This is a genomic window from Rhodococcus sp. S3, assembly GCF_058211795.1.
Genome location: NZ_CM177074.1, coordinates 4,393,141 through 4,405,805, shown reverse-complemented (window position 1 = coordinate 4,405,805; position 12,665 = coordinate 4,393,141). Strand labels below are relative to the sequence as shown.

The following is a 12,665-nucleotide window of genomic DNA, read 5'->3' as shown; positions in this document are numbered from 1 at the left end:
GCACGCCGGTCTCGATTTCAGCCGACGACCCCGAATCGGACGAATCAGGAGGCTCCGTGACGGAATCCGTGAGCGATCCGCTGTTGTTCGTCGCGCACACCGGTGAACGGTCGGGTGCCGAGAAGATCATGCTGATGCTCGTCGACGCCGCCCTCGCGCAGGGACGTCGGGTCGTCGTGGCGTGCCCCGACGGGCCGCTCGCCGAAGCCCTTCCGGCCGGATGCGTCCGTGTCCGGTTGCCCCGGCTGGGCATGTGGGGACAGACCGGAGTCGGGCGGATCGCGGGACTGGCAGGTCTTCCGGTGCGGTGGCTGGTGGGAGCGCGCAGACTCCGTCGCGTGCTCGCCGCGGAGCGGCCGCAGGTGGTGTGCAATTCGTTGTTCGCACTGCCTTCCCTGCGACTCGCCGTGCTCGGCACGTCCCACCGGGAACGTGCCAGGTGGCTGGTGCACGACACCCTGTCCTCCCGTAAGCAGCACATCGTCGCCCGGGTGGGCAGAGGCGCCGTGGGGGAAGCGGTGGCCGTCTCGCGGGCCTCGGCCGTCCCGGTCCGGGAATGCGGATATCCGGTGGTCGTCGCACCGCACGGCGTCCCGATCCCGCCTGCTCCGTCCCGGCCGGCGTCTCCCCAGGGCTCGACTCCTGACGGCTCGACCACGCGGGTGGGCATCCTCGCGTCGGTGACGGAATGGAAGGGACACCGCGTCCTTCTCGAGGCGGTGGCCGAGGTGCCCGGCGTCCACCTCGACGTGGCGGGGGTGCCGTTCCCCGGCGACGAAGCCTTCCTCGACGAACTGCGGCGTCGCGCAGACGCCTCCGACCTGCGTGGACGGGTGTCGTTCCTGGGCCGGGTCGATCCCGCCGAGGTCTTCGCGGTGTGGGACGTGATGGTCTCTGCGAGCACCTCACCGGAGGCGGGACCGCTGGTCGCACTGGAGGCGATGGCGCACGGTGTGCCCGTCGTCGGCACCGATCACGGAGGGACCGCCGAGTACCTGGCCGACGGCGCGGGACTGCTCGTTCCACCCGGCGATGCGAAGGCTCTGGCAGAGGCGATGCGGCGATTGATGTCCGACCCCGGCCTGCGGTACGAACTCGCCGTCACTGCGCGCCGCCGGGTGGAGGAGCGCCACGATATTGAGGTGACGTTGCCGGCCATTGTGAACGCCTTGTGGGCGACGGGCGTCACATTGTGAGGCGTCCTCGAGTATTGCTTTTGCAACCATGTTGTGAATTCCGATGTTTGGTGTTCTCGGCGGATTCGCGCACACTGTGAGCCATGTGGGTGTGGATCGCATCGGCGCTGGCGGCGTGGCTGGGCCTCTCGGCTCTCGGCGCGCTCGCGGTCGGTCGGTTCCTGTTCGTCTCCGAGAGGGAGGAACAACTCGTCGAGATGCAGCGGGAGCAGCGTGATTCTGCGAATCCTCCCGTCGCTTCCTGACACGCCGGACGTCCGCCTGCGCGATACTCGCGAGTAACAAATTCCCGTGTCTAGACTCGGTTCCGCGTCGTCCTCCTGTCCCCCCATGTGAGGACGGCCGCACGGGTCGGTTACCCCCCATCACCGGTCCGTGCAGAAGCCCCGGCCGATCCACCACCACGATTGCCGGGGCTTCACCTATTTTCCGGCGGAGATATCCTGTCGCTCATGACCGAGCAGGCTCCCCGCGTCGCGATCACCTACTGCACGCAGTGCAAATGGCTGCTGCGCGCCGGTTGGATGGCGCAGGAACTGCTGAACACCTTCGGTACCGCGCTCGGCGAGGTCGCGCTCGTTCCCGGGACCGGTGGGGTGTTCCGCATCGTCGTCGACGACACGGTCGTGTGGGACCGCAAGGAGGACAAGGGTTTTCCCGAAATCGCCGCGCTCAAGCAGCGAGTCCGTGATCTCGTGGAGCCGGATCGTGATCTCGGGCATGTGGATCGGGCCGCCCGGACCGATGCCCCACCTCATCGCGACAGCAACGACATCTAGCGGTAACGTTCTCGCATATGTGCCCGCGTTCTACGCGCGTCGGGCACGGCCGACGGCGTGCCGCTCACGAAAGTGGTCGCCGACATCGAAATACGGGGAGGAAAATCGATGAATTCTGTTGCGAAGAAGGCTGCAGTCGCGGCCTCTGGTGCCGCACTGCTGGCACTGGTCGTTCCGGGCGTCTCGTCCGCTGCGGGTCCGAGCGTCTCGGCGAAGGCGGAGAACGGCGCCATCGTCGTCGACTTCGATCTGACGCGCGCCGACGTCGACCGCGGCGTCACCTGCGTCACCTACGTCCTGAAGCCGGGCACCGTCGACACGGCCGATCCGTCGGGCCGCATCGACGCGCAGCCCGCCGGTACGAGCTTCTCGGTGACCAACACGAGCACCTCGAGCGCGCTGTACATCAAGGACGGCGCACCCTCGCAGGCCGGTCCGGAGTCGATCACCGACGGCACCTACAACGTCTTCTGGGGCTGCCAGGACGCCTCGGGTGCGCAGTACGAGAACATCTTCGACGCGTCCGGTCGCCCCTTCACCGGTGGCATCTCCGTGACGGTCGGCGGCGGTGAGTCCGCACCGCAGGGCGAGTCGGCTCCGCAGGCACAGTCCGCGCCGCAGGCCGAGTCCGCGCCCGCACCGCAGGGCGAGTCCGCGCCGCAGGCCGACAATGTTCCGCCGGCTCCCCAGTCGCAGCCGGAGCCGGTCGACCCGCTCCAGTTCGTGATCAAGTTCCTGCGCGACCTGATCGGCGCCTACCTCTGATCGGAGTCCACACTCCGATCCGCATGTAACGGCATCGGCGGCACCTCCAGCGGGTGCCGCCGATGCCGTTTCCGTACCGACGCTGTAGATGTGGTCCGGGTAGATCTGGTCCGGGGGATCGATTTCCTGCGGCAGGGAAGGAGAAGGGGTGGACGCCGCCTCGATCGCGACGGGTCTCGCATCGTCGACGCAACTGCGACGTGCCTACGGCGCGAGCATGCGGCCGCTGACGTCCGGAGGTCACTGGTCCGAGGGCGACGGCTGGTGGATCGGTATCACCGCGGCCCCCGACCCCGACTACAACCTCGCCCTCGTCCACGGCGGCGACGTGACCGCCCACGCCGACCATGTCTACGAAACGCTGACGGAGGCCGGTCATCCGTCGATCGTCCTGCTGACAGGTGACGGCCTCGGTGCCGCCCAGGTCCTCGGCGACCGCGGCTGGGTGTGTGCGGGTTCGCTGGACCTGACCTACCTCGTCGCCCACGATGCTCCCGTCGATCCGGGTTTTCGGGTTCTCGGCGAGGCCGACATGGTGAATGCCCGCGAACTCGCCGCCGCGACCTTCGGGATCGCGCCCGGGACCGCCGCGGTCGCCTACGCCGACGTCGTCGCCCGCACCTCCGGCGTCGAGGTGATCGGGATCTTCGACGACGAAGATGTCGGCGACCGGGATTCGGACGACGAGGATGCAGACGGCCGGGCTGCGGCTCTGCAGTCCTGCACCCTGCTCGTCGACAGCGGGCCGATCCGGACGGTGTGGTCGCTCGGAACCCGGACCGGCCGGCAACGTCGCGGATACGCGAACCGGCTGATCCGGGCCGGCGCCGCCCACACGCACGCGCAGCGAGGTCCGGTCGCGATGTGCGGACTCACCAGGCCGCGTGTCACCCCGCTCTACCTCGCAGCCGGAGCGCGCGTCGCCGAGACCTGGCAGATGTGGTCCCGTCCGCGCTGGCTGCTCGGCAGCTGACGGACGTACGGGTCGGTAACATTTGCCCGATTCGCCGCGACACAATGGCGACGTGCCCACTCCCCGGGGCGACAGCGAAAGGCCTGTGCATCGTGTCCGAACGAAGCATCCGCGACGCCGAACTGCGTCGTGAGCTCGGTGTTCCTCCCACCGTCGATCTCGTGGGGCATGCCCGCGATCTCGCTCGCGTGGCCGTGCCCGCCGCACTCGTCGCCGCGCTCGCCGCGGTCGCGGTCTTCTTCGTCCGCGACAGCGGTCCCGGGGTGTACGAGTCGTCGCTCGTCGCAGAGATCCGCTCGTCGGCCTCGGTGTCCGGCAACGACGCGACCCTCGGGCAGCTCATCGCCCCGTACGTGGCGCTGTCGCAGGACTCGGCGGTCGTGGCCGCAATCGCAGCCGAGACCAACGAGGATCCCGCGAAGCTGCCGTCGAGGATCGACGTCGGCTACGGCTCGTCGCCCACTCTGCTCACCGTGACAGCCCGCGACGACTCGCAGGCCGACGCCGACCGGCTCGCACAAACGGTCGTCACACAGCTCGACCGCGCGCAGACCGAACGCAATCGCGTCGCCCTCGACGCGCGCATCGCCGAACTGGACGCGGTCGTTGCCGGTCTGCGCGCCGACCTCGCCGCGAGTATCGCGGCCGACGAGGAGGGCAACGCGGAGGGCACAGCCGATCCGGTGGTGCAGGCCGAACTCGATGCGCGGCTCGAGCAGCTCCGGCAGGCACGCTCGGGTGCAAGCCTCGAATACCTCCAGGTGCTGTCGATGCCCGCCGGCACCGGGACGAAGGTGTCCCCGATGCCGCGTGCCGAGGCCGCGGTCGCCTTCCTCGCAGTGTTCGTCCTCGTCGCGGAGTTGCTGGTCGCTCTGAACGGGCGCTTCGGCGCGTCGAACAGTGCGGCGTGGGCCCGGCGGGTCGCGCGTCGCCACCGGACGGCCGTGCAGATCGAGCGCGACGACCGGCAGACGCTTCCGCTCGACACAATCGTCATGCTCGGGCAGCGCGCCTCGCTCGGTGACCACATCCTCCTTCTCACAGGGGAGGGCGTGACCGTCGAAGCCGATGCGTTCGGCGATGCCCGCGACCGGATCGTGTGCTGCGGGATCGGGGAACAGTGGTGGACCCGCGCGAAGACCGAGGGGCTCGCGCTCGCCGTGATCGTGCTGCAGGCCGGTGCCGAGGAGCGAGCGCAGGCGGAGGACACGCTGCGCGCCTTGGCCGAGATCGAGGTACCCACGCGTCTCGTCGTGCTCGGTGCCGGACGAGAATTGGTGCCCGTGCTTCCGGCTCGGCGCCGCGAAGCAGCCGTGGAGGCGGCTCCCGAACCCCCGGCTCCCGTCCCTGTTGCCACACCCCAGCCTGCACCTGCACCTGCACCGCGACCGGTGCCCGACGACCGTCACCGGGCCCCGCAGCCTGTGTCGTCCCAGCCTGTGTCGTCCCAGCCGGTGTCGTCCCAGCCGGTGTTGTCACAGCCTGTGTCGTCCCAGCCGGAGTCGCTGTTCGTCCCGCCCGAGGATCGGGCCTATCAGCAGTACCGCTACGACGAGGGATACGACTACGGATACGCCGACCAGCAGGGCTACCGGGACGGGCACGGCTATCCCGAGCAGAACGGTTACGGCGAACCTCGGGAGACGTCGCGCTACTGATCAGGTTTTCGCCCGAGTTGAAGCTCGGCGCCGACAGGCTATAGTGATGGCGGTCACTCCAGTGGATGGGTGTGACCTGCGCAGCCGAGCACATCGGCGTCACGACGAGGAAAACAATTTGTCTATCTGCATTGCCGGCACCCCGCAGCACAGCACCGCGACGCCGGGAAGCACCGAATGGATCAAGGCTCATCTCGCCCGCATGGACGACGTCGCGGGCTCTGTATCGTCCTCCGAGGACGTCGCCGCAGAGCGCGTCGTCGACGCGCGTCGTTAGGCTCCTCCCGGGGACTGCAACGAGGACCGGTCGGGTACACGTGCCGTGAACCGGTCGACGAAGGGAGCGAGACATGAGGGAGTTGTTCCGAGGACAGCTCGACGACCTGGTCGGACGCCTCGGTGAGCTCGCAGCGGTCGCGGCCGAAGGGCTCGACCTGGCCACTCGCGCGTTGTTCGACACCGACCTCGACGCAGCCCAGGCCGCCCTCGATCTCGACGCACGGATCGCCGAACTCGACACCGACTGTTCCGAGCGAGCGGTGCGAATCCTCGCCCTACAGGGTCCCGTGGCCGCCGACCTGCGGTTGGTGTTCTCCGCCGTGCGCATTACGGGCGATCTCACCAGGATGGGCGAACTGAGCCTGCACATCGCGCGGGTCGTACGTCGTCGCCATCCCGAGTCGCTGGTATCCGACCTCCTGCGCGACGATCTTCGCGGGATGGCCGATCTTGCGGCGCAGATCGTCGCGATTCTGCGCGACGCGTTCACCGACTTCGACCTCGACACGATCAAGGGCACGCACGCCATCGAGACCGAACTCGATGCGGTGCATTCGCGACTGCTCTCCCTGCTCGAGAGTCCCGAATGGGACGGCGACATCCGGACCGCGGTCGACACCGCACTCCTCGCGCGTTTCTACGGGCGGTTCGGCGACCAGGCCGTCGACGTCGCGGATCGGCTTATCTTCTTCGTCACGGGCCAGCGACCCGCCGCCTGACTTCGGCGCGCGGAGCGCCGCGAACCGTGCGATTCTCATCCACATGACCAGCGACGAGCGCCTCTCGGTCGGCGGTCCTGGGGTGCCCGGGTTCGACGACCTCGACTTCGACGCCCTGTCGGCGCGGTCCGGTGCCAAGTGGGCACGGGCGGCCACCGACGGGCTGGCCCCCGCATGGGTCGCCGACATGGACTTCCCGGTCGCACCGCCGATCGCGCATGCGCTGCACGAGCTGGTCGAGCGTAGCGATCTCGGTTATCCCGACTGGTTCCACGGCACGCCGCTGCGTGAGGAGTTCGCGCAACGCATGCGCACGCGTTACGGATGGGAACCCGATCCCGGTGCCGTCCGCGAGCAGACGGATCTCATCCAGGCATTGCAGCTCGTGCTGCACCTGAGCACCACGCGCGGCGATGCGGTGGCGATCCAGACACCGAACTACCCGCCGTTCCTGGCGTCGCTGCGACGGATGGGTCTGCAGCAGATCGACTTTCCGTTCGTCGACCGGGGCGACGGGTGGGTGCTCGACTTCGATGCGTTCGAGCCGTTGGTGGCACGGCGTCGTCCGCGGGTACTGGTGCTCGTCAACCCGCACAACCCCACCGGGCGGGTGCTCACGCGTGAGGAACTCGAGCGGATCGCCGATCTCGCCGAACGGTTCGACATGCTTGTCGTCAGCGACGAGATCCATGCCGAGCTGATCTACGAGCCGCACCGGCACATCCCGTTCGCGTCGCTCGGACCGGAGACCGCTGCCCGCACGGTGACGCTCACTTCCGCCAGCAAGGCGTTCAACCTCGCAGGGATGCGGTGCGCGGTGGTGCACTACGGCTCAGGAACACTGCTCGAGCGCCGGGACGCGGAGCCGTTCGACCTGTACGGGACGGTGTCGGTTCCGGGAGTGATCGCCACGCTCGCCGCGTGGCGCGAGGGCGACGCGTGGCAGCGCGACCTGCTGCAGGTCCTCGCCCGGAATCGTCGGCGGGTGGACGAGGTTCTGCGCGAACGGATCCCGTCCCTGCGGCACCATCTGCCGCAGGGCACCTACCTGACATGGTTGAACACCGGACCCCTCGGCATCGATGATCCGGTGTCGGTCGTCCGCGATCGGGGACGTGTCCTCGCCGACGGCGGGGTGCGGTTCGGGTCGGGGGCACGCAACTTCCTGCGCATCAACTTCGCGACGTCGGGGCCGATCCTCGAGCGGATCCTCGACGGGGTCACCGACGCGCTCGGCGCCTGACCGTCAGCGCACCGCTGTCACCACACCGCGTCGGCCGGGGTGTTCGTGGACTCGAGTGTGCCGTTCGCGGCAGCGCATCCCGAGGCGGCCGAAGCGACCACGGCGCGTGAGGGTTTGGCCGAGAAGTTCTGGTAGAGCAGCCCGAAGTTCTGCTCCACATCGGCTTGGTTCGTCCCGCGGTCGCGCATCGAGTAGACGAACACCTTCTGCACCCAGCCGAGTCGGCGGGCCTCCGCAATGCCGTCGGCGATGATGTCGGCCTGGAGTTGCGTGCTCACCGCGTTCGAGTCGGTTCCGGTGGGGGCGCCGAACTCGGTGGCCCACACCGGTGTCGCGGCGTCGCCGTACTGCACCATCGTGTCGCGCATCAGGCGCATGCGGTAGAAGGTGTTCCAGCTCTGCGTACTCGCATCGGACGGCAGCGCCGGATAGCTGTAGGGGTGGACCGACAGGATGTCGAAGTACTGGTGTGCGCCGCGCGCGTAGAGCTGCTGCACGTAGGTGACGGGGGAGATGTTGGTGCCGTCGTTCACGGCGGGGGCGAGGCCGCCGTTGAGTATGCGCGCGCCGGGTTGCACCGACTTGATCGCCGGTGCCGCGGCGGCGAGCAGTTCGACATACGTCCCGACGTCGGCCCGGGGCCGGAAGAAATTGGTCAGGTTCGGTTCGTTCCAGATCTCCCAATGGTTCACGCGGGTCGAATAGCGCTGTGCGACCTGACGCGAGAAGGCGGCGAACGCCGCCGGGTCGGCGGGATATCCGTGCGTGTCGCCGCCACCCGCGACGCGTGCCCAAGTGGGGGTGTACGCGATGATGCCGACCACCTCGAGTCCGCGGGCACGGGCGCGGTCCACCACACGGTCGGGCACCGACCAGTTCTGTTGCCCGCGGTTCGGTTCGATCACCGACCAGTCGATGTCCACGCGCAGCCACCGGGCGCCGACCGCGCGGATCGCGTCGAGTTCACGGTCGAGTTCGGAGTCCGACAGATACATCAGCGGTGCGCCGGCCGCGATACCGATGTCGTCGGTCGCGCAGGTCGTCGGGGGAGGCGGTTGGGGCGGTGGGGCGCACGCTGCGAGTGCGGCGAGGGAGCACGAGAGGGCTGTGGCCAGTGCAGCACGTGCGAGACGACCCATCGACTCTCCTGGTGTAGAATCCGGACAATTCAGGCATCGGTCGTAACGCTGCGCCGCCGACCTGCGATTCTTTCGGTGGAGCGAGCGGCAGACCGACGCCGCGAATTCACTCTAACGAGCAGGGGGCCGGAAGATGCGGGATTTGTGGACCGAAGGTTCCGGTGCATGCGCACCGTGAGTTTCGAGATCCACGACGAAGACTCGGCCGTTCGGCTCTCCGCGGAATGGGACGACCTCGCCCATGAGGCGGGTGGGCGCGTCGCGACCCGCCCCTCCTACACACTGGCCTGGAATCGGATGGGACGCGGTCGATCGGCCGTGTGCACCGTCCGGCGCGGCGGGCGCCTCGTCGGACTCGCACCCCTGCACGCCCGTACCCGGCTCGGGGTCACCGCCCTACGGCTGCCGGCCCACGGCCTCGCCACGATAGGAACCTTCCTCGCGACCGGCGAGGCCGCGCTCGCCGATCTGCTCGACGGTATCGCCGACCGGAACATGGCACTGCAGCTCGACCACGTCGATCTCACCGATCCTCTCGTGGAGATGCTGCAGGCCTCGTCTCGCTGGAGCGTCGATATCGCCGGCACCGAACGGTGCCTGACCGTCGATGTCGCTGACGGTGCCGGCGCCGAATCGTTGCGTGGTCGCCGCACGCTGAAGACGCTGTCCCGCCTCGAACGCTCGCTGGAACGCGAAGGCACCCCGGTCTCCGTCGAAGTGGTGCGCGATCCGGGCCATCTCGCGCACAGGTGGCCCGACATCACCGCCGTGGCCGCGGCCGCCGACGAACACAGCGGACGCGACAACTTCTGTGCACCGCCGTTCGTCGCGTTCACCCGGCCGCTGCTCGAGGCCGAGGCCCGTGCCGGCCGGTTGCTCGTCGTGGGCCTGCTCGTCGGCGACCGATGGACGGCCCACGAGATCATGTTCCGCACCGGGACCACGGCCGAGATGTGTTTGAGCCGCTTCCATCCCGAGGTGCGTCGCTACCAGCCCGGCCAGTTGCTGCAGCGCCACCTCGCCGACCGGCACGACGAACTGGGCATCGACCGCTTCGACTACCTGCTCGGCACAACGGAATTCAAGGAGCAGTGGGCGAACGGTGAATACCGGGTCGGGCGGATCGTCGCCGTCCCCACCTCGCGACCGCACCACCGGTGGACCCTCCGCGCCGCAGATCTCGGAGCCGACCTCGTCCGTCCCCTGCGCCTGGCGGCGCGCGACGCCCTCACCTCGAACCGCTGCTGATCAGAGGCAACCCGGAGTGACCGCGGCCGTGCGCAGCACGTCCCAGGCCGGTTTGAGTGCCCCGTCGTGCGCGAGGATCCCGAAGTTCTGCTCGCGATCGGCCACCTCGGTGCCCCGGTCGAAGAGGCTGTAGACGAACAGCTTGTCGACGAATCCCAAGGCGCGTTGCTCGGTGATCCCGTCGCGCAGGATGTCGGCCTGCTCCGTGGGCCCCACCGCGTCGGTGTCCGTGCCCGTCGGCGCCCCGAACTCCGTTGCCCAGATGGGCTTGTCGGAGTCCCCCCGCTCGACCATGACGGTGCGCATCTCGCGCATGCGGTAGAAGGAGTTCCAGTCGGACGTCGACGCATCGGACGGCAGAGCGGGATAGCTGTAGGGGTGCATGCCCACGACGTCGAAGGCCGACGACACGCCCTGGTCGTACAACTCGGTGAGGAAAGTCGTCGGGGCGATGTCCGATCCGTTGTCGGTGCCGGGGGACAGGCCACCGGTGACCACCACCGCCCCGGGGTCGACGTTGCGGATCGCGTCCGACGCCGCCACGAGCAGGTCGGCGTACGCGCCGACGTCGGGTTGCGGGGTGAAGAAGGCCGTCAGGTTCGGCTCGTTCCAGATCTCCCAGTGCGTGACGCTGTCGGAGTAGCGATCGGCGACGTCGCCTGCGAAGCGACCGAATTCGCCGGGGTCGGCGGGCATCCCGTGCGGGTCGCCGGGGTCGGCCTCCGACGTCCGCGCCCAGCGCGGAGTGTGAGTGAGCAGGCCCAGCACCTGCAGGTCGTGTGCGTCGGCCGCGGCGACGACCCGGTCGGTGCCCCTCCAGTCGAAGCGGCCGCGCGCGGGTTCGATGGTCGACCAGTCCATGTCGAACCGGATCCAGCCGGCACCGCTGTCGGCGACCGTCGACATGTACGCGTCGAGGTCGGCGGAGTCGAGGGAGTCGAGGCCGGCTCCCGTCGCGACCCCGAGACTGTCGGCGGTCAGATCGGTTCGGCAGTCGCGTGGCTCGGTGCTCTGGGTACACGACAGAGCAAACACACCGACAAGGGTGAGAACGGCGCGGAGCGGCATGGACCGCGACACGCGACGCGGCATCGACCGCGAAAGGGACACTGCAACCTCAACGGGACTTGACGAGACCGACGAGGCCGAGCCCGCCGGTGATGGGAAGGACATGGGTTCCGGCCAGAACACAGACAGTCGAGAGGACAGCGGTGACGGGCCAGGGAAGATCGTAGCGCTCCGCGAGAAGCGACATCCACACGGCCACCGCAACACCCAGCATCGCGATCGCGACGGTCTGGGTGAAGGGGAACAGGCCCCCGATCCGGACGGTTCGTGCGACGACGATCCAGATCGCGACAAGCATCGCGGCCTCGGTGAACACCGTCGCCAGCGCCGCCCCGTCGAACGACATGCGGGGGATGAGGACGAGGTTCGCCCCGATGTTCCCGGCGAGTGCGGCCAGCGCCACCCACGGGTAGACCCGGTGGCGTCCGGTCGCGATGAGCACCATGAGACCGAGTTCGGTGAGCATCGACAGAGCGCTACCGAGCACCAGCATGCGCGACGCGTCGGCCGCTTCGGCGAATCGCTCGCCGTAGAGGAGGGACAGCACGCCGTCCGCCGACGACCAGAAGACCGCGGTGGCGGTCGCGCCCAACACCGCGAGAAGCATCGCCGCCTCCCGTGTGCGCTGCCGGAACATCTCGCTCTGCGCAGGCCAGGTCGCGACCAGCAGCGTGGTCACCGGTCCCACGACGGTCGACGACACCATCGACAGCAGGTCGGCGAACTTGTATCCGACGGTGTAGAGCCCCACCGAGTCGAAGGTGTCGATGCGCCCGAGCATCAGCACGTCGATCTTCGACAGCAGGGTGAGCAGGGCGAAACCGATGCTGAGGGGGACGGCCTCGACGAGCATCTCGCGCCACCGCCACAACTGGGCGCGCGCGGCGGGCAGAGGTCCGGCCCTGCCCGCCCGCACGCCGCGCACGAGGATGCCCGCGCCGACGATCTCGTTGATCACCGCCGGCACGACGAGCACGAGCAGCACCGGATTCCACAGCACTGCGGCGATGGTCGCGATCAGTTGCGCGAGCTGGCCGAAGGTCTCGGCGATCGCGACCGACGCCATGCGCAGGCGACTCTGATACATCACCGACAGGGCGTTGTTGGGCGTCGCGATCACCACGACGAGACCGGCGACCACCGTCGCCCAGACGACATCGGACGAGTATCCGAGGACCACCACATATCCGACGGCCAGCGCGTACCCGAGCAGACCGAGTACACCGCGCAACGCGATGAACGCGGTGGTGACGTAGGAGACCTCCCACGGATTGCACTCGACGAGCTTGGCGAGCACCACTCGGCCCACACCGAGATCGGTGACGACGGACAGCAACCCGAGCAGGCCGAAGACGAAGGAGAACTTGCCGAAGTCGTCCGGTGCCAGTGCGCGGGCGACGATCATCGACCCGGCCCAGCCCATCGAGGCGACGGCCAGCCGGCTGCCGAGCATCACGACGGTGTTGCGTCGCGCGGCCCGCCCGTCGAGTTCGGGTGTCTGCGGTTCGTGGAGGGTGCCACCGGGGTCGTGGGCAGCGACGATCCGCTCCATCACGACGGTTTCGGCCATCCGGTCGGCCAGCGAATGTCTACCCACG

General features: G+C 68.7%; 13 protein-coding genes. 10 read left to right on the top strand and 3 right to left on the bottom strand.

Annotation, left to right across the window (positions count from 1 at the left end):
* Window positions 1-68: 68 nt before the first annotated feature.
* From AC0LPE_RS20325 to AC0LPE_RS20285, 9 genes are all read left to right on the top strand, one after another.
* Window positions 69-1,196, top strand: coding sequence for a glycosyltransferase family 4 protein (locus AC0LPE_RS20325; RefSeq protein ID WP_490606382.1), 1,128 nt, complete (start codon window positions 69-71; stop codon window positions 1,194-1,196).
* Between the two features lie 83 nt (window positions 1,197-1,279).
* Complete coding sequence (locus tag AC0LPE_RS20320; protein WP_016696211.1) at window positions 1,280-1,441, top strand: hypothetical protein; 162 nt, start codon at window positions 1,280-1,282, stop codon at window positions 1,439-1,441.
* A gap of 207 nt (window positions 1,442-1,648) precedes the next feature.
* Entirely contained in the window at window positions 1,649-1,975 is a 327-nt protein-coding gene (locus AC0LPE_RS20315) for an Rdx family protein (protein WP_088897910.1), read from the top strand.
* Between the two features lie 108 nt (window positions 1,976-2,083).
* Window positions 2,084-2,740 (top strand): hypothetical protein, encoded by a 657-nt coding sequence (locus AC0LPE_RS20310; protein WP_088897911.1) that lies wholly within the window; start codon window positions 2,084-2,086, stop codon window positions 2,738-2,740.
* A 148-nt stretch (window positions 2,741-2,888) separates the two neighbouring features.
* Window positions 2,889-3,713: an N-acetyltransferase gene (locus AC0LPE_RS20305; RefSeq protein ID WP_490605103.1), complete on the top strand. Its 825-nt coding sequence runs from the start codon at window positions 2,889-2,891 to the stop codon at window positions 3,711-3,713.
* Between the two features lie 92 nt (window positions 3,714-3,805).
* A complete protein-coding gene (locus AC0LPE_RS20300) occupies window positions 3,806-5,371 on the top strand; it encodes a hypothetical protein (RefSeq protein WP_490605102.1) in 1,566 nt (521 codons plus the stop codon).
* 118 nt (window positions 5,372-5,489) lie between these two features.
* Window positions 5,490-5,648, top strand: coding sequence for a hypothetical protein (locus tag AC0LPE_RS20295; RefSeq protein ID WP_157788930.1), 159 nt, complete (start codon window positions 5,490-5,492; stop codon window positions 5,646-5,648).
* Between the two features lie 73 nt (window positions 5,649-5,721).
* Window positions 5,722-6,369: a phosphate signaling complex PhoU family protein gene (locus AC0LPE_RS20290; RefSeq protein ID WP_490605101.1), complete on the top strand. Its 648-nt coding sequence runs from the start codon at window positions 5,722-5,724 to the stop codon at window positions 6,367-6,369.
* Between the two features lie 43 nt (window positions 6,370-6,412).
* Complete coding sequence (locus AC0LPE_RS20285) at window positions 6,413-7,612, top strand: aminotransferase class I/II-fold pyridoxal phosphate-dependent enzyme (RefSeq protein WP_160874064.1); 1,200 nt, start codon at window positions 6,413-6,415, stop codon at window positions 7,610-7,612.
* Window positions 7,613-7,629: 17 nt separating this feature from the next.
* Here AC0LPE_RS20285 and AC0LPE_RS20280 read toward each other — a convergent pair whose 3' ends face one another.
* Window positions 7,630-8,751, bottom strand: coding sequence for a GH39 family glycosyl hydrolase (locus AC0LPE_RS20280; protein WP_490605100.1), 1,122 nt, complete (start codon window positions 8,749-8,751; stop codon window positions 7,630-7,632).
* A gap of 165 nt (window positions 8,752-8,916) precedes the next feature.
* On the opposite strand from AC0LPE_RS20280, the gene AC0LPE_RS20275 reads away from it, so the two are divergent.
* Window positions 8,917-9,999 (top strand): GNAT family N-acetyltransferase, encoded by a 1,083-nt coding sequence (locus AC0LPE_RS20275; protein ID WP_490605099.1) that lies wholly within the window; start codon window positions 8,917-8,919, stop codon window positions 9,997-9,999.
* Here the strand turns inward: AC0LPE_RS20275 and AC0LPE_RS20270 are convergent, their stop codons facing one another.
* Together AC0LPE_RS20270 and AC0LPE_RS20265 are read right to left on the bottom strand one after the other, a co-directional pair.
* Window positions 10,000-11,034, bottom strand: coding sequence for a cellulase family glycosylhydrolase (locus AC0LPE_RS20270; RefSeq protein ID WP_229565724.1), 1,035 nt, complete (start codon window positions 11,032-11,034; stop codon window positions 10,000-10,002). It lies immediately after the preceding gene.
* A gap of 82 nt (window positions 11,035-11,116) precedes the next feature.
* Window positions 11,117-12,664 (bottom strand): flippase, encoded by a 1,548-nt coding sequence (locus AC0LPE_RS20265; RefSeq protein WP_490605098.1) that lies wholly within the window; start codon window positions 12,662-12,664, stop codon window positions 11,117-11,119.
* Between the last annotated feature and the right edge of the window lies 1 nt (window position 12,665).

What these genes read in the sequence shown, in the direction of transcription:
- AC0LPE_RS20285 (WP_160874064.1), top strand. Translation starts at nt 6,413, where the DNA reads ATGACCAGCGACGAGCGCCTCTCGGTCGGCGGTCCTGGGGTGCCCGGG.
- AC0LPE_RS20280 (WP_490605100.1), bottom strand. Translation starts at nt 8,751, where the DNA reads ATGGGTCGTCTCGCACGTGCTGCACTGGCCACAGCCCTCTCGTGCTCC.
- AC0LPE_RS20320 (WP_016696211.1), top strand. Translation starts at nt 1,280, where the DNA reads ATGTGGGTGTGGATCGCATCGGCGCTGGCGGCGTGGCTGGGCCTCTCG.
- AC0LPE_RS20310 (WP_088897911.1), top strand. Translation starts at nt 2,084, where the DNA reads ATGAATTCTGTTGCGAAGAAGGCTGCAGTCGCGGCCTCTGGTGCCGCA.
- AC0LPE_RS20315 (WP_088897910.1), top strand. Translation starts at nt 1,649, where the DNA reads ATGACCGAGCAGGCTCCCCGCGTCGCGATCACCTACTGCACGCAGTGC.
- AC0LPE_RS20290 (WP_490605101.1), top strand. Translation starts at nt 5,722, where the DNA reads ATGAGGGAGTTGTTCCGAGGACAGCTCGACGACCTGGTCGGACGCCTC.
- AC0LPE_RS20275 (WP_490605099.1), top strand. Translation starts at nt 8,917, where the DNA reads ATGCGCACCGTGAGTTTCGAGATCCACGACGAAGACTCGGCCGTTCGG.